This window comes from Flavobacterium sp. PS2 (genome assembly GCF_046250155.1).
Classification (GTDB): domain Bacteria; phylum Bacteroidota; class Bacteroidia; order Flavobacteriales; family Flavobacteriaceae; genus Flavobacterium.
The window spans coordinates 3,163,669-3,187,716 of the sequence record NZ_CP176426.1; the positions used below are offsets into that span (position 1 = coordinate 3,163,669).

23 protein-coding genes are annotated in these 24,048 nt (G+C 29.7%); all 23 read left to right on the forward strand.

Annotated features, from left to right (window positions below; translation table 11 throughout):
- Positions 1-21: 21 nt before the first annotated feature.
- Positions 22-999, forward strand: coding sequence for an SDR family oxidoreductase (locus ACJ6WR_RS13745; protein ID WP_039111723.1), 978 nt, complete (start codon positions 22-24; stop codon positions 997-999).
- A 58-nt stretch (positions 1,000-1,057) separates the two neighbouring features.
- Positions 1,058-2,449, forward strand: a complete 1,392-nt coding sequence (locus tag ACJ6WR_RS13750) for a UDP-glucose 6-dehydrogenase (protein ID WP_039111722.1) — start codon at positions 1,058-1,060, stop codon at positions 2,447-2,449.
- A gap of 72 nt (positions 2,450-2,521) precedes the next feature.
- Positions 2,522-2,986: a UpxY family transcription antiterminator gene (locus ACJ6WR_RS13755; protein WP_039111721.1), complete on the forward strand. Its 465-nt coding sequence runs from the start codon at positions 2,522-2,524 to the stop codon at positions 2,984-2,986.
- A gap of 306 nt (positions 2,987-3,292) precedes the next feature.
- Positions 3,293-4,576, forward strand: a complete 1,284-nt coding sequence (locus ACJ6WR_RS13760) for a nucleotide sugar dehydrogenase (RefSeq protein WP_409415517.1) — start codon at positions 3,293-3,295, stop codon at positions 4,574-4,576.
- A gap of 42 nt (positions 4,577-4,618) precedes the next feature.
- On the forward strand, positions 4,619-5,626 hold the full coding sequence (locus ACJ6WR_RS13765; RefSeq protein ID WP_039117283.1) for a mannose-1-phosphate guanylyltransferase: 1,008 nt from the start codon (positions 4,619-4,621) through the stop codon (positions 5,624-5,626).
- A 9-nt stretch (positions 5,627-5,635) separates the two neighbouring features.
- Complete coding sequence (gene rfbB / locus ACJ6WR_RS13770; protein ID WP_409415518.1) at positions 5,636-6,682, forward strand: dTDP-glucose 4,6-dehydratase; 1,047 nt, start codon at positions 5,636-5,638, stop codon at positions 6,680-6,682.
- 70 nt (positions 6,683-6,752) lie between these two features.
- Positions 6,753-9,218, forward strand: a complete 2,466-nt coding sequence (locus ACJ6WR_RS13775; protein ID WP_409415519.1) for an SLBB domain-containing protein — start codon at positions 6,753-6,755, stop codon at positions 9,216-9,218.
- A gap of 15 nt (positions 9,219-9,233) precedes the next feature.
- Positions 9,234-10,304, forward strand: a complete 1,071-nt coding sequence (locus tag ACJ6WR_RS13780; protein ID WP_409415520.1) for a Wzz/FepE/Etk N-terminal domain-containing protein — start codon at positions 9,234-9,236, stop codon at positions 10,302-10,304.
- 144 nt (positions 10,305-10,448) lie between these two features.
- A complete protein-coding gene (locus tag ACJ6WR_RS13785) occupies positions 10,449-11,873 on the forward strand; it encodes a lipopolysaccharide biosynthesis protein (RefSeq protein WP_039111716.1) in 1,425 nt (474 codons plus the stop codon).
- A 5-nt stretch (positions 11,874-11,878) separates the two neighbouring features.
- Positions 11,879-12,961, forward strand: a complete 1,083-nt coding sequence (locus ACJ6WR_RS13790) for a DegT/DnrJ/EryC1/StrS family aminotransferase (RefSeq protein WP_409415521.1) — start codon at positions 11,879-11,881, stop codon at positions 12,959-12,961.
- An 11-nt stretch (positions 12,962-12,972) separates the two neighbouring features.
- Positions 12,973-14,499, forward strand: coding sequence for an amino acid adenylation domain-containing protein (locus ACJ6WR_RS13795; RefSeq protein WP_409415522.1), 1,527 nt, complete (start codon positions 12,973-12,975; stop codon positions 14,497-14,499).
- Positions 14,499-15,323 (forward strand): GNAT family N-acetyltransferase, encoded by an 825-nt coding sequence (locus ACJ6WR_RS13800; RefSeq protein ID WP_039111713.1) that lies wholly within the window; start codon positions 14,499-14,501, stop codon positions 15,321-15,323. The genes ACJ6WR_RS13795 and ACJ6WR_RS13800 overlap by 1 nt, the downstream gene beginning before the upstream one ends.
- Entirely contained in the window at positions 15,316-15,546 is a 231-nt protein-coding gene (locus tag ACJ6WR_RS13805) for a phosphopantetheine-binding protein (protein WP_039111712.1), read from the forward strand. Before ACJ6WR_RS13800 ends, ACJ6WR_RS13805 begins: the two co-directional genes overlap by 8 nt.
- Complete coding sequence (locus ACJ6WR_RS13810) at positions 15,546-16,610, forward strand: 3-oxoacyl-ACP synthase III family protein (RefSeq protein WP_039111711.1); 1,065 nt, start codon at positions 15,546-15,548, stop codon at positions 16,608-16,610. The genes ACJ6WR_RS13805 and ACJ6WR_RS13810 overlap by 1 nt, the downstream gene beginning before the upstream one ends.
- A 16-nt stretch (positions 16,611-16,626) precedes the next feature.
- Positions 16,627-16,839, forward strand: coding sequence for a phosphopantetheine-binding protein (locus ACJ6WR_RS13815; RefSeq protein WP_409415523.1), 213 nt, complete (start codon positions 16,627-16,629; stop codon positions 16,837-16,839).
- Between the two features lie 10 nt (positions 16,840-16,849).
- Positions 16,850-17,608: an SDR family NAD(P)-dependent oxidoreductase gene (locus ACJ6WR_RS13820; protein ID WP_052259364.1), complete on the forward strand. Its 759-nt coding sequence runs from the start codon at positions 16,850-16,852 to the stop codon at positions 17,606-17,608.
- 4 nt (positions 17,609-17,612) lie between these two features.
- Complete coding sequence (locus tag ACJ6WR_RS13825) at positions 17,613-18,362, forward strand: SDR family NAD(P)-dependent oxidoreductase (RefSeq protein ID WP_409415524.1); 750 nt, start codon at positions 17,613-17,615, stop codon at positions 18,360-18,362.
- Positions 18,363-18,364: 2 nt separating this feature from the next.
- Positions 18,365-18,997: an MBL fold metallo-hydrolase gene (locus tag ACJ6WR_RS13830; RefSeq protein WP_409415525.1), complete on the forward strand. Its 633-nt coding sequence runs from the start codon at positions 18,365-18,367 to the stop codon at positions 18,995-18,997.
- Entirely contained in the window at positions 18,994-19,653 is a 660-nt protein-coding gene (locus tag ACJ6WR_RS13835; protein WP_409415526.1) for an acetyltransferase, read from the forward strand. Before ACJ6WR_RS13830 ends, ACJ6WR_RS13835 begins: the two co-directional genes overlap by 4 nt.
- 1 nt (position 19,654) lies before the next feature.
- A complete protein-coding gene (locus ACJ6WR_RS13840; RefSeq protein WP_409415527.1) occupies positions 19,655-20,581 on the forward strand; it encodes a glycosyltransferase family 2 protein in 927 nt (308 codons plus the stop codon).
- 11 nt (positions 20,582-20,592) lie between these two features.
- Positions 20,593-21,582 carry a glycosyltransferase family 2 protein gene (locus ACJ6WR_RS13845; RefSeq protein ID WP_409415528.1) on the forward strand — a complete coding sequence of 330 codons (990 nt, stop codon included), beginning with the start codon at positions 20,593-20,595 and terminating at the stop codon, positions 21,580-21,582.
- 20 nt (positions 21,583-21,602) lie between these two features.
- A complete protein-coding gene (gene wzy, locus ACJ6WR_RS13850) occupies positions 21,603-22,964 on the forward strand; it encodes an O-antigen polysaccharide polymerase Wzy (RefSeq protein WP_409415529.1) in 1,362 nt (453 codons plus the stop codon).
- Positions 22,961-24,040 carry a glycosyltransferase family 4 protein gene (locus tag ACJ6WR_RS13855; protein ID WP_409415530.1) on the forward strand — a complete coding sequence of 360 codons (1,080 nt, stop codon included), beginning with the start codon at positions 22,961-22,963 and terminating at the stop codon, positions 24,038-24,040. The genes wzy and ACJ6WR_RS13855 overlap by 4 nt, the downstream gene beginning before the upstream one ends.
- The last annotated feature ends 8 nt before the right edge of the window (positions 24,041-24,048 follow it).

Genomic DNA, 24,048 nt, shown 5'->3' on the forward strand with positions numbered 1-24,048 from the left:
AGTAACTTTAAAGTATTAATTATGGAATCACAAAACACGATATTAATTACAGGAGGAGCTGGGTTTATTGGTTCAAATCTTTGCGAGTATTTTTTAGGGCAAGGACATAGAGTTGTTTGTTTAGATAATTTTTCGACAGGACATCGACATAATTTAAAAGATTTTATTTCTAATCTTAATTTTAAATTGATAGAAGGAGATATTCGTAACATCGCTGATTGTTTGGCAGCAGTGCAAGGAGTTGACTATGTTTTGCATGAAGCTGCTTTAGGTTCAGTTCCGAGGTCGATAAATGATCCGATAACAACTAATGATGTTAATGTTTCTGGATTTTTAAATATGCTAGTGGCTTCACGTGATGCTAAAGTGAAAAGGTTTGTATATGCTGCAAGTTCATCTACTTATGGAGATTCTGAAGGATTGCCAAAGGTAGAAGATGTTATAGGGAAACCATTATCGCCTTATGCAATTACAAAATATGTAAATGAATTGTATGCTGAAATTTTCAGTCGAACGTATGGCTTAGAAACTATTGGATTGCGTTACTTTAATGTTTTTGGGAGAAAGCAAGATCCGAAAGGAGCATATGCTGCTGTGATTCCTAAATTTGTCATGCAATTAATGGCTTTAGAAAGTCCTTTGATTAACGGAGATGGAAATTTCTCAAGAGATTTTACTTATATTGATAATGTGATTCAGATGAATGCTTTGGCAATTGCAACAAAGAATCCAGAGGCTATAAATACAGTTTATAATACGGCATATGGTGATAGAAATACATTAAATGACCTAGTAGGCTATTTGAAAAAATATTTGTCTGAGTATGAGCCTAAAATTGCTTCAGTAGAAATAACATATGGACCTAATAGATCAGGGGACATTCCGCATTCTTTGGCAAGTATTGAAAAGGCGAAAAGACTACTGGATTATAATCCTGAATATTCATTGCAAGAAGGCTTGAAAGAAGCTGTAAGTTGGTATTGGAATAATTTGAAATAATAACATTCTTTAATATAGAATGAAAAATATAAAATAAAACATTTATAAATTTAATTAGATGAAAATCACAAAGATTTGTTGTATTGGTGCGGGTTATGTTGGAGGGCCAACAATGGCAGTTATAGCGCAAAAATGTCCGCATATACAAGTTACAGTAGTTGATTTAAATGAAGAAAGAATCAATGCATGGAATGATGAGGATACTAATAACATTCCGATTTATGAACCAGGTCTTGATAAAATTGTAGCAGAAGCTAGAGGGCGAAACTTATTCTTTTCTACTAATGTTGAAAAAGCTATAGACGAAGCTCAAATTATTTTCATATCTGTAAATACGCCTACTAAAACCTATGGAAAAGGAAAAGGTATGGCAGCAGATTTAAAGTATATCGAGTTATGCGCAAGACAAATTGCAAAAATTGCAAAAGATAATAAGATTGTAGTCGAAAAATCGACATTACCTGTGCGAACTGCAGAGGCAATCAAGAGTATTTTGGATAATACAGGAAATGGAGTTCAGTTTCAAATACTATCAAATCCAGAATTTTTAGCAGAAGGAACAGCAGTAACAGATTTATTAAATCCAGATAGAATCTTAATTGGTGGTGATACTACACCAGATGGTAAAATAGCCATAGATGCTTTGGTAGAGGTGTATTCTAATTGGGTAGCATCAGATAAAATACTTACTACAAATGTATGGTCATCAGAATTGTCAAAGTTGACTGCAAATGCATTTTTAGCTCAAAGAATATCATCAATTAATGCAATGTCTGAATTGTGTGAGAAAACTGGGGCAGATGTAAACGAGGTAGCTAGAGCAATTGGTATGGATACCAGAATTGGTTCTAAATTTCTTAAAGCTTCAGTTGGATTCGGAGGGTCATGTTTTCAAAAAGATATCCTAAATTTAGTTTATATTGCTAAGACATATGGATTACATGAAGTAGCTGATTATTGGGAACAGGTAATTATTATGAATGACCACCAGAAAAGAAGATTTTCTAATAAAATAGTTCAGACATTATATAATACTGTTTCAGGGAAAAAAATAGCATTTTTAGGTTGGGCCTTTAAGAAAGACACTAACGACACTCGTGAGTCAGCTGCAATTTATGTAGCAGATGATTTAATAAATGAACAAGCTAAGATTGCGGTTTATGATCCTAAAGTTTCCAGAGTAAAAATGCTGAATGATTTAAATTATTTAGAGACTAGAAGTTTAGATGAAAATGCTAAAATGGTTGCGACTTTTGATAATGCTTATGATGCTTGCTTAGGAGCTCATGCAATTGCCGTGCTAACAGAATGGGATGAGTTTGTAGGTTATGATTGGGAAAAAATATATGACTCTATGCAAAAACCAGCTTTCGTTTTTGACGGGAGAAATATATTAAATAGAGAAGAATTAGAGAAAATAGGATTCGTATATTTAGGAATTGGTTCTTGAAATCTTGATTGTGGTTAATTGAGAATTACTGCATTAATGTTTATAAGTGAATTTCATAATAAGTAGATAATAATGAATTGGTACGTAGTTTATACGAAGCCCAAATGGGAAAAAAAAGTAGCGGACCAATTAAATAAAATTGGGATAACGTGTTATTGTCCATTAATTACTCAAATTCGACAATGGTCAGATAGGAAAAAAAAGATAGAAGTCCCTTTGTTTAATTCTTATGTTTTTGTTCAATTAAAAGATTTGGATAGAAATTTAGTGTTTCAAACACCTGGGGTAATTCGTTATTTGTTTTGGTTAGGAAAGCCAGCAATTGTAAGAGATGAAGAAATAAATGTTATTAAAAATAGTTTGAGTTCTCCAATCATTAGTGAAGTTTCATTAGTTCCATTTAAAATAGGGGATAAAATAAAGTTAGATTCTGGAGTTTTTAGTAATCAGGATGCAATTGTTCAAGAAATATCGAATACTCATTATATTTTGGTTTTGGAATCATTAGGCTGTGTGTTAAAGATAAAATATAAATAAATTAACAAGATGAACATAGGTTACTTGTAAGAGTTTATGATAAAAAAGAATCACTAAAATTAGTGATTTTTTTATGTTTAATACTTTTATTAGCTGTTTTTTTAGTGTTGATTTTTAGTTGGTTGTGTTTTTTTTATGTTGAATGATATATTTTTTGATTTTTCCATGGTTTTTGATATTGAATTAATAGCCTTATTATGGTATATTTGCCGAAATTGTATGTTCGCTTATCGAAGTCAAAATGTGACTTGGATAAGCGAAGCTGTGTAAATAAATGATTAAAATAACTAAAAAAGACTAGTAATAATGGAGAAAAACATAAAAATAGCAGTTATAGGCTTAGGTTATGTTGGTTTGCCATTGGCTAGGTTATTTTCTACAAAATATCCGGTTGTTGGTTTCGATATCAATCAGTCCAGAATTGCTTCTTTACAATCTGGTACTGACACAACATTAGAAGTTGATGATGAGACATTACAGAAAGTATTGCTTGATAAAGTTGGTGATACTATTGGCTTGTATTGTACTTCTAATATTGAAGATATAAAGGACTGTAATTATTATATAGTAACAGTTCCTACTCCAGTTGATAAAAATAATAGACCAGATTTAACACCTTTATACAAATCAAGTGAAACAGTTGGTTCTGTCCTAAAAAAAGGAGATATCGTTATTTATGAATCTACTGTTTATCCAGGAGTAACAGAAGAGGAATGCGTTCCAGTTTTAGAAAGAATATCGGGATTAATCTATAATGTTGATTTTTATGCAGGATATTCGCCAGAACGAATTAATCCTGGAGATAAAGAACATACTGTCGAAAAAATATTAAAAGTAACATCGGGTTCAACTCCAGAAATAGGAAAGAGAGTCGATGACTTGTATAAAACTGTTATTACAGCAGGAACACATTTAGCACCAACAATCAAAGTAGCTGAAGCGGCAAAGGTGATTGAAAATTCACAAAGAGATATTAATATCGCATTTGTAAATGAATTAGCCAAAATATTCAATTTGATGCAAATTGATACCCAAGCTGTTTTAAAAGCTGCAGGAACAAAATGGAATTTTCTGCCATTTAAGCCCGGATTAGTTGGAGGTCATTGTATAGGTGTAGATCCTTATTATTTGGCGCAAAGAGCTCAGGAGTTTGGATATCATCCTGAAATTATTTTAGCTGGACGACGTTTAAATGATAGTATGGGAGAATACATTGCTTCGCAAGTAGTGAAGTTAATGCTTAAAAAAGGAATTTATGTAAATGGAGCTAATCTTTTAATGCTTGGAATTACATTTAAGGAGAATTGTCCTGATGTACGCAATACAAAAATTGTTGATTTAATTCAGGCTCTGAAAGAATATGGTATTGCAATTACAATATTTGATCCATTAGCAAGTTTAGAAGAAGTACATAAAGAATATAAATTAGATATAACAAATACAATTCCTAATGAAAAGTTTGATGCTGTTGTCTTAGGAGTAGCACATACAGATTTTTTAAATTTAAATTTTTCAGAATTACAAAAAACTAATAGTTTATTGTATGATGTAAAAGGTGTACTAGGAGATGTGGCAGATAATAGACTATAAAATTAAGAGTTAACCACTTGTTTTATTAGCGAAAAATAGATTATGAATATAAAGAACTCAATTATACATGTTGTTTTAACGGGAGGAGTTGGTAGCAGATTGTGGCCACTTTCTCGTAAAAGTATGCCTAAGCAATATTTAGAAATTTTCGAAGGAAAATCATTGTTTGAAATGACAGTAGAGCGAAATGCAAATTTAGCTGATAAAGTGATGGTAGTTGGAAATGTAGATAACTGTCATTTGAGTGAAAAAGTAATGATTAAATTAGGGAAACCTTACATAAACATAGTTGAATCAACTCCAAGAAATACAGCTGCTGCAATTGCTTTTGCAGCATTTGCTTCGCAATCTGATGATGTTCTAATTATAACGCCATCTGATCACATTATTGATGAAATGGAAGAATATGAACATGCAATAAAAAAAGCTATTAGTAAAGCAAAAGAAGGATACATCGTAACTTTTGGAATTGTTCCGACAAAACCAGAAACTGGTTATGGTTATATAGAATCAAAAGGTGATGATGTTATTTCATTTCGAGAGAAGCCTAATAGTGTGACTGCAAAAAGTTTTATTGCACAAGGGAATTTTTTATGGAATAGTGGGATGTTCTGTTTTAAAGCGGGTGTCCTATTAGAAGAATTAAAAGCATATCAACCAGAAGTATATGAAAATTCTAAAAAAGCTTGGGAACTTAATAAAAATGGAAATTTAGATTTAGCTCTATCACTTGATATTCCTTCCATAAGTATTGATTATGCTGTTATGGAACGGAGTAAGAAAATAAAAGTTGTACCTGCTGCTTTTGGATGGTCTGATTTAGGTTCTTTTGAGTCTGTTTATGATTACTTAATTACTAAAGGGCATTTTGTAGATAAGGGTGGAAATATGGTTATAGGTTCAGATAAGCATACTACATTTTTGGGATTAAAAAATACTATTTTTGTATATACTGATACTGCTAATTTAATTTTGCAAAAAGAAAATTCACAAGATGTAAAAGATCTATACAGTGAATTAGAAAAACAAAAATCAGAGTTACTGAATTAATAAAATAAAATGAAAAAAATACTAATAACTGGAGGTGCAGGATTTATTGGGTCACATGTGGTAAGGCGTTTTGTGACTAAATATCCGGAGTATCATATTTTCAATTTAGATGCACTAACCTATGCAGGTAATTTAGAAAATATAAAAGATATTGAAGATCAATCAAATTATACTTTTATTAAAGGAGATATAGTTGATGAATTTTTTATAAACGAACTTTTTTCTGAAAATGATTTTGAAGGGATTCTGCATTTAGCAGCAGAATCTCATGTTGATCGTTCAATAGAAGAACCATTAGCGTTTGTAAAAACAAATGTTATTGGTACAATGAATTTATTAAATGCAGCTAAAAACCAATGGAAGAATAATCAAGAAGGTAAGAGGTTTTATCATATTAGCACTGATGAGGTATATGGATCACTTGGAGCAGAAGGGTTATTTACAGAGAAAACTTCGTATGATCCTAATTCCCCTTACTCAGCTTCAAAAGCCAGTTCGGACCATTTTGTAAGAGCTTATGGAGAAACTTACGGTTTGCCTTATGTTTTAACAAATTGTTCTAATAATTATGGATCGTATCATTTTCCTGAAAAATTAATTCCTCTTTTTATTAATAATATTATCAATAATAAGCCATTGCCAGTTTATGGAGATGGTAACTATACACGTGATTGGTTATTTGTAGAGGATCATGCTATTGCGATTGATTTAGTATTTCATGAAGGAAAAAATCATGAAACCTACAATATAGGAGGTTTTAATGAATGGAAGAATATTGATTTGGTGAAATTATTGTGCCAAATTATGGACGAGAAATTAGGAAAGGATAAAGGGACTTCTGATAAATTAATCACTTACGTAAAAGATAGACCGGGACATGATTTACGTTATGCAATCGATGCTTCAAAAATTAATAAAGAGTTAGGTTGGAAACCTTCTGTTACTTTTGAAGAAGGATTAGAAAGAACTATAAATTGGTATCTGAATAATGAAGAGTGGTTGCAAAATGTTACTTCTGGAACTTATAAAGATTATTACAAAAAACAATATTCTTAATGATGGCAAATTTCTAATTCAGAATATAGAATTAGGGACTTGTTAAATAAATTCTATATTAAAATTAACTATGAAAAAGATAACGGCAGTACTAGTATTATTATTTACTTTTTTTATGTCATTAAATATGTCTGCTCAAGATATACTTCAGTCCAAAGACCTAAGTACTGTTAAGGTTGATTATTTATCCGATAGTGATATTAATAAAATTAAAAATCAATTAGATGCTAAAGACCTTACTATAGATGATGCTGAGGAAGCGATTTTATCCAAAGGGATGAGTAAATCTGAGTTTTCAAAGTTAAAAACAAGATTGGAAGAACTTTCTAGGAAGAATCCTAAAAAAAAGAATTCAAATGATAAGGATTCGAACGACGAATTAAATGGGAAGGATTCAAAAGACAAGAATAAAAAATCTGAGTTTGGAAGAAAACAACAAGAGATTAACAATAATAAGATAAAAGATTCTATTAATGCTTTAATTTTTGGTTCTGAGTTATTTGATAATCCAACTCTGAATTTTGAACCTGATTTGAAATTAGCAACACCAATGAATTATATTCTTGGCCCTGGTGATGAATTACAGATTAGTGTTTATGGAGTTCAGGAATTTGATGACAATATTCCAGTGAGCGTTGAAGGGAAAATTACTATTCAGTATGTTGGACAAATTGCTGTTTCAGGAATGACAATTGAAGCTGCTACTCAAAAAATAAAAGCTGCAATAGCAAAAGTTTATAGTACGGTTCGTTCCGGCCAATCACAAGTAAGTGTGAGTCTAGCACAGATACGTACCATTAAGGTAACAATTGTTGGAGGGAAACAACCAGGTAATTATTCTGTTTCTTCTTTGGCAACTGTTTATAATGCGCTACATCTTGCTGGAGGACCTGGTAAGAATGGAAGTTATAGAAACATTGAATTGATTCGTAATAGCAAAATTTTTAGGAATATAGACATTTATAAATTTCTAGTAAAAGGTGATCAATCTGATAATGTAAGCTTAAAAGAAAATGATGTGATTCGAATTCCAGCTTATAGTCAGAGAGTTACAGTTGAAGGTGAAGTAAAGCGCCCAGGGATTTTTGAAATGAAAAAAGGCGAAATATTTACTGATTTATTATCATTCGCTTCAGGATTTAATGAATTTGCGTATACAGCATCAGTAAATATATTGCAAAAGACAGGGAAAGAATTTAAGGTTCATGATGTAAATGAAAGTGAATTTAATATATATCAACCACAGTCAGGAGATGTGGTTAAAGTTGCAAAAATTCTAAATCGATTTGCAAATCGTATTCAAATTGAAGGAGCTGTTTTTAGACCAGATTTCTATTCTTTTACAGAAGGAATGCGTGTGTCTGAATTGATAACAAGAGCAGAAGGTTTAAAAGAAGATGCTTATACAAAGCGAGCACGAATTATTCGTTTAAAACCTGATTTGACAACAGAGATTGTTAATGTTGATTTAGCAAATGTTTTATCCGGAGATTTGAATGCTGATATACTTTTGAAAAGAGAAGATATTGTAACAGTATACTCTATTTTGGATTTTAGAGAAGAATATAAAATTACGATTGATGGGGAAGTTAAAAATCCTGGTGAATATGAATATTACGAAAATTTAACTCTGAATGATTTGGTTGTTCAAGTTGGTGGATTAACTGGTTCTGCATCAAAACGAGTTGAAGTTGCAAGAATGATAAAGTCGGATGCAATAAACGACACAGATCCCAAACGAGTTAACGTATTTGAACTTGAAATAAATGAAGGAAACAATGAGCAGATAAAAAACTTTGCATTAATGCCTTTTGATGTTATTAATGTACGAAGAATGGCAGTTTATGAAAAGCCAGAAATGGTTAAAATTAGTGGTGCTGTATCATATCCAGGTAAGTATGTTTTAGCTAATAAAAAAGAAACGGTTTACAATGTGGTCATGCGAGCAGGAGGATTAACGTCAATTGCTAATTTGGATGGGATGAAAATTAAAAGACCAATTAAAGAAGAGCAACTAGAAAAATTAAAAAGTATCGATTTAAATTTAACAAAAGAAGATACTTTAAGAGAGAAAAAATTAGCTAAGAGATTAAAAGAAGAATTAAAATATGCGACCATACCTGTGGATTGGGATAAAATTGTAAAAGATAAAAATCATTATTCAAATGTGACTTTATTTCCTGGTGATGAAATTGAAGTTGCAACTTATAATGAGGGGGTAAAAGTAACTGGTAATGTATTGTTGACTTCAGAAATTCCATATAGAAGAGGGAAAAACTTTAAATACTATTTAAATGCTGTGGGAGGAGTTGATAATATGGGATGGAAGAAAAAAGCCTATATAATTTACCCAAATGGAAAAGCTGCTGTAACGAGTTCTTTTTTATTCTTTAGATCATATCCTGAAGTGACACCAGATTCACAAATTGTTGTTCCAGAAAAACCAATAACAAAAAAGATGACTCCTGGTGAGTGGGTTGGAATAGGTAGTGTAGTCTCGAGTTTAGCTTTATTGATATTAACTGCTTTTAAATAAAAATAAATTTTAAGGATGGATAATATACCTATTGAAAACAATGAAATTTCATTAAAAGAATTATTAGGAAAAATAAAGGAATGGTATAATTATTTGTTATCACAATGGAAAATTATTGTATTTGCAGGGATAATAGGTGCAGTTTTAGGATTGACATATTCTTTTATGAAAAAACCAGTTTATACCGCAACGTTATCATTTGCTTTAGAAGATGAAAAATCTGGAAGTGGTTTAGGTGGTGCATTAGGTTTGGCAGGTTCACTAGGATTAGATTTAGGTGGAAGTGGAGGTAATATTTTTACAGGGTCAAATTTAACAGAGTTATTTAAATCTCGATCAATGGTTGAACAAACATTGCTAACTCCGGTTAATTATCAAGGAAGAATAATTTCTTTAGCTGAAATGCACATTGAGATTAATAAATTAAGAAAAGGTTGGGAAGATAAGCCTAAATTGGCAAACATTCAGTTTTTACCAAATGCAAATCGTAAATACTTTACACGAGTTCATGATAGTGTTTTAGGATCAATTTATCAAAGATTGTCTAATGGAGGATTAGTTGTTGGGCAAAGAGACAAAAAAATCGCTATTACTACTATTGATATGTCTTCTGGAAATGAGTTATTTGCGAAGTTTTTTTGTGAAGCTTTAGCAAAAGAAGTGTCTGATTTTTATGTAAATACAAAGAGTAAAAAGGCGAGAATGAATATGGCAATTTTGCAAAAGCAAACCGATTCAATTCGAGCAGAACTCAATGGAGCTATTACTGGTGTCGCTGTTGCGAATGATAATACGTTTAATTTGAATCCAGCTCTAAATGTACGTCGCGCACCTTCTGTTCGTAGGCAGGTAGATGTGCAGGCTAATACTGTTATATTGACTGAATTAGTTAAACAGTCAGAACTCGCAAAAGTTACTTTACGAAAAGAAACCCCTTTGATTCAGATAATTGACAGACCAATTTTACCCTTACCTAAAACACATTTTGGTAAGATTAAAGGATTAATAATAGGAGGCTTTCTAGCAGGTTTTTCAGTAGTACTAGTATTGATATTTAGAAAATTATTAAGAGAACTAGATATTTAGTATTAGTTAATTTTTAAGATTTTGGATACTAGATTGCTGTTGAGGCGTATAGCCTGTCTTCTTGAATTCTAAATAAAATAAATAGATAAAATTCTATTGTTTATTTTATAACATAAATGTAATAAGCATACTTTCACTATATATATGTCTTTAAAAAAGCAGGCCTTACGAGGTTTTATTTGGTCGTTTTTGCAACAATTTTCGACTCAGTTGATTACATTTTTGGTTCAAATTATTTTGGCAAGAATTCTTTTGCCTTCAGAATTTGGATTGATAGGAATGTTAACAGTATTTATTGGTATAGGAACAGCATTATTTGAAGGAGGAATGACAAGTTCGTTAATTAGGGTTTCAAAAATAGATTCGAGGGACTATTCGACTGTTTTTTTTTTTAATTTAGGAGTTAGTTTATTGATATATCTTTTATTTTTTCTTTCGGCCCCTTATATAGCGTTATTTTACAGACAACCTATACTAACGGATATAGCGAGAGTATATGGGCTTTCTTTTGTTTTTCTAGCTTTTGGAACCGTTCAAAATACTATTTTGACAAAAGAAATGAAATTTAAGAAGCAGGCTATTATCACATCCCCCGCATTACTAATTGGAAGTTTGTTAGGCGTTTTTCTTGCATATAATGATTTTGGAGTTTGGTCTTTAGTGTATTCAATGCTTTTGACAAATTTATTAACATCAATCTTTTTGTGGTTTTCGTCCGATTGGTATCCAGAATTTATTTTTGATATTGATAGATTTAAATTGCATTTCCATTTTGGATATAAAATGACGATCTCGTCACTTTTAGATACTGTTTTTACAAATATTTATCAAATAATTATAGGTAGGATTTATAACCCTATAACAGTAGGGTATTATACTAGAGCTAATTCCTTGATGATGTTACCTGTTGGTAATATTTCTGCAGCACTGAATAAAGTCGTTTTTCCTCTTTTTGCAAAAGTGCAAGATGATATACCTGCTTTAAGAGTAGTCTATAAAAAGATTATGCTGATGGTTCTTTTTATTATAACTCCTATAATTGTATTAATGGCATTGTTAGGAAATGAGCTTGTTACTTTTTTATTTACTGAAAAATGGCTACCTGTTGTCCCTATTTTTCAGATTATTTCCCTTTCTGGGATTTTGTATCCTTTACATCTTTACAATTTGATGATACTCCAGGTTAAAGGCAGAAGTGATTTGTTTTTAAGATTAGAAATAATAAAAAAAATAATCCTAATATTTATAATAATTGTTTCTGTTTTATTCGGTTTTAAAGCTTTGTTAATAGGATCTGTTATTGCGTCAATAATAGCACTTTTTATTAATACCTATTATGCAGGTTCTATAATTGATTATACTATGAGGCAACAATTATTAGATATAATGCCAATTTTTATTATTTCAATTTGTATGGGACTAGTGATTTTTATTGTTAATAATAGTTTAACTGATTATAATGATATTTCCCGACTTATTATAAGTAGTATAGTGGGAGCAATAGTTTATATTTTTTTTGCATTTATATTTAAATTTCAAACTATAAGTGATATTAGAAACTTAATTTAAAGAATATGATACCAGTTACTAAACCATTTTTACCTCCACAAGAAGAATATCAACAATTTGTTAATGGAATTTGGAAGAGACAATGGCTAACAAATATGGGACCACTTGCGAGTGAGTTAGAGATGAATCTTAAAGAGTATCTTAAAGTAAATCATTTGTTGTTTGTGACCAATGGTACTGTAGCTTTACAGATGGCTATTAAAGCTTTAGGAATAAGTGGAGAAATAATTACCACCCCTTTTTCGTTTGTAGCAACAACATCATGTATTGTTTGGGAAGGATGTACACCTGTTTTTGTAGATATAGAAGAGAGAACGTTAAATATTGATACCTCAAAAATTGAGAGTGCAATAACTGATAAAACAGAAGCAATCTTAGCAACCCATGTATATGGAAATCCTTGTGATGTTGTAGCGATTGAAAATATTGCAAAAAAGTACAATTTAAAAGTAATCTATGATGGAGCTCATGCTTTTGGGGTTCAAGTTAAAGGTAAATCTATTTTTGAATACGGAGACATCACTACTTGTTCATTGCATGCTACTAAATTATATCATTCAATTGAGGGAGGTTTAATTATTACAAAATGTTCAGACTTACTTAAGAGACTTGCTCATACTCGCAATTTTGGAATTTCTGGATTTGATACATTCTCTGAATTAGGAATTAATGGCAAGAATTCTGAGTTTCATGCAGCTATGGGTTTAGTAAATTTGAATTATATTAAAGAAATACATGATAGTAGAAAACTATTGGTATCTCGTTATGATGAGAGACTACAGGGATTAAAAGCCTATCGTCCAATCTGGCATAAAGATTCTGATCAAAATTTTGCATATTATTGTGTAGTTCTTGAAAGTGAAGAATTATTACTCAAGATTAAATCAATTTTAGATGAAAATGAAATTTTTACAAGGCGTTATTTTTACCCTTCTTTAGCTAGTGCCTTGCCATATCTTGAACCTAAATATTTTGCAGTAACTGATACCATATCTAAACGTGTTTTGTGCTTGCCTTTATATTATGATTTAACTGTAGAAGAAGTAGATTTAATTTGTAGATTAATTTTAAGAGTTCAGAATAATTAAAATAAAATAAAATGATTAAAAATATAATAGAATATTTTATTGAAACGGTAATAAATAATGGCAGTAAAACTGCAGTGATTGAAGGTGATAGGAAGATAACTTTCGCCGAATTAGATGTGAAATCTAAAATTTTGGCACATCATATAATTAATCATGTTAATCATGTGAATAAACCAATTGCAGTTTTTCTTCCAAAAACAATAGATAGTGTCATTTCTAATGTTGCTATTACATTTAGTGGAAATATCTATATGAATTTAGATATTAAGACTCCTATGGATAGGATAAATAATATTATTTCATTAATAGAACCACAATTAATTATCACAAATTCTACGTATTTAAAACAAATAGAGGGCTTAGGAACTTCTCATCAAATATTAAATATTGATGCTATTGATTTTAGTAATAATGTAAGTGAAGATGAAATATTGCTAAATAGACTTTGTGGATTAATTGATACTGATCCATATTGCATAATCAATACATCGGGATCTACAGGTACACCAAAAGGTGTAGTACTTAATCATAAAAGTTTCGTCGATTTTACAGAATGGTCGATTGACACTTTTAAGTTTTCAAATAATGAAATAATAGGGTCTTTGTCTCCATTAGTTTTTGATATTTACAGTTACGAATTATGTATGCTTATGTCTAAAGCTTCTACTATAGTATTGATACCCGATAGTTTAGCAGCATTTCCCATTAAAATTTTAGAAATCTTAGAAAAAGAAAAAATAACGTTCCTTTTTTGGGTTCCAACAATTATGGTCAATATTGCAAATATGACATTGTTAGACAAAATAAACTTGCCTTCTCTAAAAACTGTTTGGTTTGCAGGTGAGGTATTTCCAACAAAGCAATTTAATTATTGGAAAGACAATTTAAAGGAATGTTTATTTGCTAATCTATATGGGCCTATTGAAATTACATTAGATTGTACTTATTTTATTATAGATAGAGACATTCCAGATGATGAGCCTTTGCCAATTGGCTTTACTTGTAGAAATACGGATGTTTTGATCCTTAATGATGAAGATAAATTAGTTGAAAAAGGGGAAGAGGGAGAATTGTGTGTTAGAGGAACTTCACTTGCAATGGGGTATTATAATAATCCTGAAAAAACTTCATTAGCATTTGTTCAAAATCCACTTAATAAGTCTTATCCCGAAATTATTTATAGAACGGGAGATATCGTTTCTGTTAATAATAGAAATGAAATTATTTTTAAAGGTAGAAAAGATAGTCTTATTAAGCATTTAGGATATAGAATTGAATTGGGTGAAATAGAACATGTTATTGTTAATACTTTAAAAATAGCTAAGAACGGTTGTATCGTTTATAATGTAAATAAAAAAGAAATTACTCTTTTTTATGAGGCAAATCATGAGATTTCTATTGTAGAGTTCAGGAAAGAACTTACAAAAGTATTTCCAAAATATATGATTCCTACTGTTTATATTTTTATGGAAGAATTACCAAGAAATACTAATGGAAAAATAGATCGTCTTTTTCTTAAAAATAAGATTAATATGTAATGAGAAAAGTAAGCGATTTTAGTGAAATTAATCAGGCTGTGGTTAGGATTAAAAATTTTAAAAAGAAAATAATTACTAATTTTTACCCGAACCGTGAAAAGAATGAAGTTTGGATATCTGAAGGAAACTTTTATATAATAGAATTTGCTGAAGTAACTTATTTTCTTAATAAAAAATCTGATTTTTATGTATTGTTTTTTATTGCATCTTCTAATGAAGAGTTAGTAAATTCACTTTCTAAATTGATGAAGGACTTTGAAGATGAAAAATTGATTTTAGATATTGTACAAAGAGAAGAGACTTCAGAATTGTTAGACATATTTTATAGCCAATCTTTTAATTATTATACGTCGCTTGTTAGAATGAATAGGTTAAATGTAAAGAAGGATTTTTCATCGGTTGCGATTGAAGGAATAAAAGACGCTTCAATTAAAGATTTAAATTCTTTGTATAATTTATTTCAAACATTTTTTGATGAAAAAGCGGAACAATTACCAGAAGAGAAGGAATTAGAGAGATGGATAAAAAATAAAAATGTTTTGATTTTTGAAGATGAGAATGAGATAGGTGGTTTTTTGATTTACGAAATTATTGGAAGTACTTTATACTTAAGATATTGGTTTGTGCATCCTGATTTTAGAGAAAAAAAAATAGGATCTAAACTTTTTAATGTTTTTGAAAATAGAGGTAAGGATACAAATAGACATCTGTTTTGGGTAATAAAGAGTAATGAAAATGCAATAAAGAGATATAAGCATTATGGATTTGTTGAAGAAAAAATGTATAATTTTGTGCTCACAAATAAAATGATAAAATATGAATGATAAAATAATATCAATTTTAAATGATATAAGACCAGAATTTGATTTTAATGAGCCAACTGAAAATTTTATTGAAGCTGGAATGTTAGATTCGTTTGATTTGGTAACCTTAGTAACAAGTTTGGATGAGTCTTTTGAAATATCAATTGATGGAACAGATATATTACCAGAAAATTTTGCAAATGTTGAAACTATTTCTAGTTTATTGATTAAATACATCAAATAATGAATTTGTACTTCAAAGACAAAGAAATTACGGGAATGTTGGTGATAATGCCTTCAAATGAAATAAAGTTTGAAGACGAAATGGAAAATTATAATTTTTCTACTGCAAAATCTCTAAAATTAAAAGCCGCTCTTGGGTTAAATAAGAGGAGAGTGGCTCCAGAAGGTATCTGTTCGTCTGATTTAGCTATTAGAGGTCTTGACTATCTTTTTTCAACAGGTAAGTTGCAAAAAGAGGAAATTGATGCACTTATTTTTGTGACTCAATCACCAGATTATATTATGCCTCCAACTAGTAATGTTATTCAAGGACATTTTAATCTAAAACAAGACATGATTTGTTTGGATATAAATCAAGGATGTGCTGGTTTTATTATCGGATTAAATCAGGCTTTCATGTTACTGGAACAATCTTCAATTTCTAAAGTTGTCTTAGTAAATGCTGATGTATTGAGTACTAAAGTATCAAAAAGAGATAGAAACAGTAATCCATTAATTGGGGATGCTGCTTCAATTACAATAATAGAAAAGTCATCTGAAAAAAAAGAAATTTTCGGAACAATAAAAATGGATGGAACGGGAGCATTCTCTTTACAAATTCCAGCGGGTGGATCTAGGTTGCCAATTTCTGATGAAACAGGAGTTATGTATGAAGATATTAGTGGTAATTTTAGAAGCAAGGAAAACCTTGTAATGAAGGGAGATGATGTGTTTAATTTTGTTCAAGCAGAAGTTCCTCCAATGATTGATTCGCTATTGCAAGCAGCAAAGATTGATAAGAATGAGGTAGATTATTACATGTTTCATCAGCCAAATAAATTTATGTTAAACAAAGTTGCAGACAAGATTGGAATTAGCAGAGAGAAGATGCCTGCAAATGTTGTGGAAAACTTTGGGAATTCTAGTGGTGTAACAATTCCAGTAGTTACATGTTTTAACATATCAGAGGAGATTAAAGAAAAGAAGTTGAAAATTTGTTTTTCAGGATTTGGAGTAGGCTTGACATGGGCTTCATTGCTTATGGATGTTGGACCTTTATCTTTTTGTGAAATAATAGAATATTAAAAAAAAAACAAAAAAAATGGAAGATTTTTTAGAAAAAATGGCTGAATTGTTTGAGGAAGATACTGTAGAATTAACAGATAGTATAGTTGATTTTGATGCATGGGATTCTTTGACCAGTTTATCAATAATTGCTTATTCAGGTGAAGAATTTCAAAAGAGTATTACGGCGGCTCAAATTATTGAGGCTAAGACTATTGGTGGTTTGTACGAATTGTTAAAAAGTAACTAAATTTCTAAAAGTGTATAATCCAATTTCATTAGCGGGTAAAAAGTATATTATAACGGGAGCTTCTTCGGGAATAGGTAAAGCAACTAGTTTATTATTGTCAAAATTAGGAGCGACACTAATTTTGATAGATTTAAATGAAAAGGGACTATTAGAAACCGCAGAAATGTGTGAGAATAAGACAAAAGTTTTACTTGTTGACTTATTGGATTCAAACGAGTTAAAAACAAAAATTGTTAGTGCAATATCAGAAGTTGGAAAAGTTAATGGTTTTGTTCATTTAGCTGGAAGGCCATATTTGTCTCCTCTGAAAGCTCTTAATGAAAAAGTGTTATTAGATGTCTTAAAGATTAACTCAATTGCTGGCTTAGAATTAGCTAAAATTTGCTCTAATAAATCAGTTTTTAGTGGAGAATCCGGTGCATTTGTTTTTATATCATCTGTATATGGGTGTGTTGGGTCTGCGGCAAATGTTGGTTATGCAATGTCAAAATCAGCTTTGCATGGAATAACAAAATCTCTTGCAATTGAGTTGGCTCCTAAAGGAATTAGAGTAAATTGTATAGCGCCAGGGTTTGTGAAAACAAATATGCTAGATTCAATTAGTGGATCTTTTAATTCTGAATATGATGAATTAATCAATAAACTTCATCCACTTGGGCTTGGTAATGCAGAAGATGTGGCAGATTCTATTGCTTTCTTAGTATCAGATATGGCTAAGTGGATTACAGGTTCGATAATAAATGTCGATGGAGGGTTTACAGCACAGTAATAATATGGAAAAAAAGCAATTTGTTCTTGTTACAGGAACTACATCAGGTATAGGAAAAGAGATAGCGATTCAGTTATCTAATGATTATAATGTAGTGTTGCACGGTCGAAATCTAGAGAAATTAAAGGAGGTTGAAAGATTTTGTAATAAAAAAAATAGCGCACTAATATGGCTATGTGATTTAGAAGAAATCGAAGAAGTAGAAAATTCATTAAGTCTATTTTTACTCAATAATGCTATTGAAATTGTAAAATTTGTACATAGTGCAGGAGTAATGAAAATGGCTCCTTTAAAAATGTCAAATCTGAATATTTTAAGGCAAACTTTTAATGTAAATGTTTTTGCTCCCAATCTTATCTCTAAAATACTTATAAATAAGAAATTAAATAACAGCTCTTTGTCAAGTGTTGTCTTTATATCAAGTAACATAAGTAATCATGGAGCGAAAGCAATGAGTGCTTATGGATCATCAAAATCAGCACTTGATGGTTTAATGAGATCATTAGCAATAGAGTTAGCCCCTAAGGTCCGTGTTAATTCTATTCTGCCAGGTGCAGTTGAAACTGAAATGACAAAAGAAATTCTAGGAAATGAAGAGTTAAAAAACAGAATGTTGGCTGTTTATCCTTTAGGAATAGGTACACCCAATGATATTTGTCAAGCAGTTACATTTTTGCTTTCAGAAAATGCAAGATGGATTACAGGACAACAACTTACAATCGATGGAGGAAGAACAATTAATATTACCGGGTAAAAATGGAAATATTAGTTGGAATAATCCAAAATCAACCAATTGATTCCAATTGTTTTGTAGTATACAATGATTTAAACTCTAGTTGTATAATAATTGATCCAGGAACAGAAGATTGTAATGAATTATTACTTTTTTTAGAAAAAAAAAATCTAGTACCGGAATATATAATATTAACTCATGAACATTTTGATCACATTTGGGGAGTCAATAAGCTATTGGAACTGTTTGATTGTAAGGTGGTTTGTGCAGAAAAATGTCTAGAAAGTATAATTAATAAAAAGAAAAATTTATCAATATTTTATAATCAAATAGGATTTGAAATTCCTATGACCAATAATGTTTTAATCGTTTCTGATGAAGTTTTAAATCTTGGTAAGTATTCAGTCCAGTTTAAAGAAACTCCAGGACATTCACAAGGATCTATTTCTTTTTGGATAAATGAAATGCTTTTTGTAGGAGATGTTTTTATTAAAGATACTAAAACGGTAACAAAATTACCAAGTGGTAGTAAAAAAGAACTTTCTGAGACAATTTATGCGTTGAAAGAATTATTTAGTAATAGAAATATAGTGGTTTATCCAGGTCATGGGGAAGTGTTTTATTTTGATAATATTGATTTTAGTAAAATTATATGAAAAAAATTGTAATTATAGGTACTGGGGCAGTTGCTGCAGAGTTGACCTCATATATAGAAGATAACAACAAGTTTGTTGAATCTCAATTTCAAATCGATTTGTTGGGTTATATTGATTACGATTATAATATTGAAAAATATTGGAAAAAGTATAAGCTTCAAAAACCTGTCCTTGGAGATATTGATAATTACAATTTTGAGGAAGATGTTGAAGTTCTAATAGGTATCTCGGACATTAAATTTAGGAATGAAATTATTTCAAGATTGGAAATAAAGGAAGTTACATTCTTTCAATTTATACATAGTTCAGTAATTATACCAGATACAATTAGATTAGGAAAAGGTAATATTATTTATCCATTTTGCATTATTGGTCCTAATACAGAAATCGGAGATTTTAATATGGTAACATCTTATAGTTTCATAAGTCACGATTGTGTTATAGGTAATGGTAATTTTTTCTCTACAACTGGGATTGCAGGGAGAGTTTCAATTGGAGATGATAATTTTTTTGGTATCAGATCTACAGTGATTCCAAATATCACCATTGGGAGTCAAAATATGATTCAAGCTGGAATGATGGTAGATAAGTCAATTAAAGATGATACTACTGTTTTTTATAGATATAAGGAAAGTATAATAGCGATCCCAAAATAGAATGCAGCAAGACAATACACCGATATTGAGTGTTATATGTACATCATTTAATCACGAAAAATATATCAAAGAATGTTTAGATGGTTTTGTAATGCAACAAACAAATTTTTTATTTGAAATAATTGTTCATGATGATGCATCTACCGACAGTACTGCAGAAATTGTTAAAGACTACGAGATAAAACATCCCAATTTATTTTTTAATATATATCAATCTGAAAATCAATTTACCAAAAAAGGCGTAAACATATGGTATGATATTATGCTTCCTAAAGCGAGAGGGAAATATATTGCTATTTGTGAAGGAGATGATTACTGGACTGATTCTTTAAAGTTACAAAGGCAAGTAGATTTTCTGGAGAGAAATAAAAATCTTACTTTTTGTACGCATCGATATAAAATTTTTTATGAAAATGATAATTCATTTGATAAAAATATCCACCCATTGAATCAAAATTTAGATGAGAATATCGAAATTAATAAGGATGTTTTTTTTAAGGATTGGCTATCACAGCCACTTTCTGCAGTTGTAATAAAAGACGATCTATTAGATGCATTAAGTAAATATAGTTATTTTAAACATTATAGGGATTACCATATATTTTATTTCCTTTTGCAAAAAGGTAAAGGTATCTGTTTAAATTTTTGTGCAGGAGTTTATAGAATAAATGATGGTGGAATTTTTAGCGGCAATGCTAGAAATGATAAAATGAAAACAGCTTTTTTAATTAATGAAGAGTTATATCTATATACTAAAGATTATAGATTTCTATTTCTTTATTGGAAATACGTGTTTGTTATAATAAGAAATATGGAAGGCTTTAAATTATTTCTAAAATCATTTATTTCTAATTTTAATTTTAGAGATAAACTGAAATCAGTTAAGTATTTTTTATTAGCATTGTTTGATTCAATTGTAAGAAAATAAAATAAAAATAAATGCCAAAGATTTCAGTTATAATTCCAGTATTTAATGCTGAAAAATTTATTGAAAGATGTTTAGACAGTGTGTTATTCCAAACACTTGCAGATATAGAAATAATCTGTATCGATGACTGTTCCTCTGATAATTCTTTTAATATCTTGAAAGAATATGAAGTTAAGAATGATCGATTGAAATGTTATAAAAACGAACAAAATATTGGTCAGGGATTGACCAGAAATAGAGGGATTGATGTAGCACAAGGAGAATATATTGCTTTTGTAGACAGTGATGACTGGATAGAATCAGATATGTATCAATCTCTTTATGAAGTTAGTGTTCTAAAAAAATATGATTTAATTTGTTGTAATTTAATTTATGATTTTCCAGACGGAAGTTCAGAAGCACCAAGGATGCCATTATTAGAATTAATTGATTCTAATTTTATGATTAACGAAGGTATTGCTCCCTCTATAAAGCTGTTTTCTTCTAATTCTCCTTGCGATAAAATCTACAAACGTGAGTACATAGAAAAATTAAAATTAAGATTTGTAAGTGAAAGAGTTTTTCTTTATGAAGACAAACTTTTTAATCTAACTATTTTCGCATCAAACCCAACTTTTTTTTTCGTACAAAAATCTTTTTATCATTATATGATTCGTTATGGTAGTACAATGACTTCATATAAGAAAGATTTTACAGAAAAATATTTTGTAATGCACAATAAAATTAAGAAACTTCTGTCTGAAAATAATATAATGTCGGATGAAGTTGAGCAGAGATTTAAAATTAGTTTATTTGAAATAACATTTACCTTTTGTTTAAATTCATTGGTTTACAATCAGTCATTAAAAGGTAAGTTTTTAGAGTTTTCTAAAATAATAAACGATAAAAGGATTTCATCTAATATAAAAGAATTTAGTGTAAAAGACATTCCTTTATCATCTTCGAAAATAAATAAATTAGTAAAATTATTTTGTTTTTTGATTTTGAAATATTTGAAATAGCTTTTGCTAAAGAAAAACAAATGCAAAATATAAAATTTACAAATTGGACAATACTTTTTTTGATTCTTTTAATAGAATCGATTTTATTGTTTTTGTTTGCTCCTCATTATTATAATTATGAATTTAACTTGTTTTGTATGCTTCAATACCTCTCAAGTTCTTTTCTATTTCTTAGAGCTAAAAAGAAAGAAAATTATTTTGATTTTGATATGATTTTTATGTTTTCATTTTTTTTTGTGATGTTTTTTTATCCTGTATTTATGTTTCAGAGTGATCCATTAAAATATTTTGCCTTTAAATATGAGTTTAATGAAAATGTTATTTCTAGATCGACAGCACTTTCATTATTAGGAATGCAATCTTATTTTTTAGGGAGTATTTCTTTTACCGCTATAGGCAGCACTGAAGTCTCAAAAATCAAATCTTATAGCTTTGTGACTGGTCTCACAGTCATTTCTGCAATTTCATTTCTGTTATTTATTGCCTCTGGAGGTTATGCGAGTTTAAAAGGAGCATACTCAGGTGAAATAGTGCAGTCATCAGGATTAGGGTCTTATTTCAGAGCATTTACACCACCATTTTTATATTGTGCTCTTGCTTTACAGTTTAATAATTTGTATAAAATAAATAAAAATAAGTTTTATTATAAAAGACTAAACAAGATTTTGGTAATATATACATTAACTTTTATGATACTTATGTTGATGTCTGGTAGTCGTGCAAACACGCTACAGCTGTTGCTAATCTGTGGGGCATTATTTACTATGTTTTATCGCCCAATAAGTTTTCTACGATTTGTTCCATTAATAGTTATTGGTGTTTTGGGTATGTTCGCAATTAATATTATGCGAGGGGGAGGAGAGTTATCTGGACTAGCTGATGTTGTTATGGATTTGATTATTAATAACAGAAATACATATGTGGCTGTCGATTATGTAGATGTATATGGTATGACTTTTGGAAAATCTATGTTATCTGTTTTATTAGCGCCTTTTCCTTTCATGCAAAGTATTGTATTTTCAATTTTAAGCATCAATCCTTGGGACGCTTCTTCAGCTTCACTAATTACAAAAATTTCGTTAGGAGGAGAAAGTGAATTAGGTTTAGGTACTAATATAATAGCAGATCTTTATATCTCGTTTGGAATGGTAGGTGTGATTTTTTTTATGTCCCTATTAGGTAGATACATTGCTAAAATTCTTTATTTTGCCAAAAGTAATATTTATGCTCTTATTGCTTATACAGTAATGATTTCGTATTCGGTATATATTGTTCGCTCTGAGTTTTTCTATTCAGGTAGAGATTTATTATGGGCAATATTTTTCTTTTTTTGCTTTGAAATATATAGTAATAGTAAGAAGTTAAAAGTGAAAGATAAATGAAAGTTTCTATAATAATATCTGATATTTCGAAAACTGGAGGAACGGAAAGGGCTGTTGTAACTTTGGCAAATATGTTATGTAAAAAAAAATATAATGTATTTATCATAAGTCTATCAAAAACAGAAAATGAAAAAAGTTATTATAAAATTGACGATAAAGTTTCATTAGTTTTTCTAAATAACGATATTTTACCACATGAATTATTAAGAAAAATAAAATGGAGTTTAACAACAGTTTTATTATTGAGGAAGTATTTTAAAAATACAAATGAAGATTTTATAATTTCAACAGGTCATAATAATAATTGGTTGTTACCTTTTGTTAAAACAAATAATCAAACTAAGCTTATTGCTTGTGAACATATTGTTTATTCTAGTATTCCAAAGGTTTCTAGATTATTTATGAGATTAACATATCGGTTTTTGGATAAAATAGTTGTTTTATCTGAGAAAGCCAATCAAAGCTTTTATAAGTATTCTAAAGTTGTTGTTATTCCTAATGCAGTTTCATTCAAAACTGAAAAAGTGTCTCAACTTATTGAAAAGCAAATTTTGATGGTTGGAAGATTAAGTACTGAGAAAGGTTTGGAAAGGTTGGTACTTATTTCTACACATTTGAAGCAAAAGTTTCCTGATTGGAAAATTATTATAGTTGGAGATGGACCAGAAAGAAATAGAGTTGAGAAGTTGATAAAGGAAGCAGATTTAATCGATTTTGTAATATTGAAAGGAGCATCAACGGACGTGAAAAGTTATTATTTAAATAGTTCAATTTATATTATGACATCTTATTTTGAAGCATTTCCGATGGTTCTTTTAGAAGCTCAAAGTTTTGGGTTACCTGTTGTTGTATTCGACTGTCCCGAAGGTCCAAACCAAATTATAGATAATAATAATGGTTTTTTAGTTGAGAATGGTGATATTATTGAGTTTTCTGAAAAAGTAGCAATATTGATTAAGGATGAAATTTTGCGTAAAGAGTTTAGTATAAATGCAAAAAATAATTCGAATAAGTATTCAGAGGAAAATATAATTGCGAGATGGACTTTTTTATTTAAAGAAATGAAAATAATATAAAATTATAA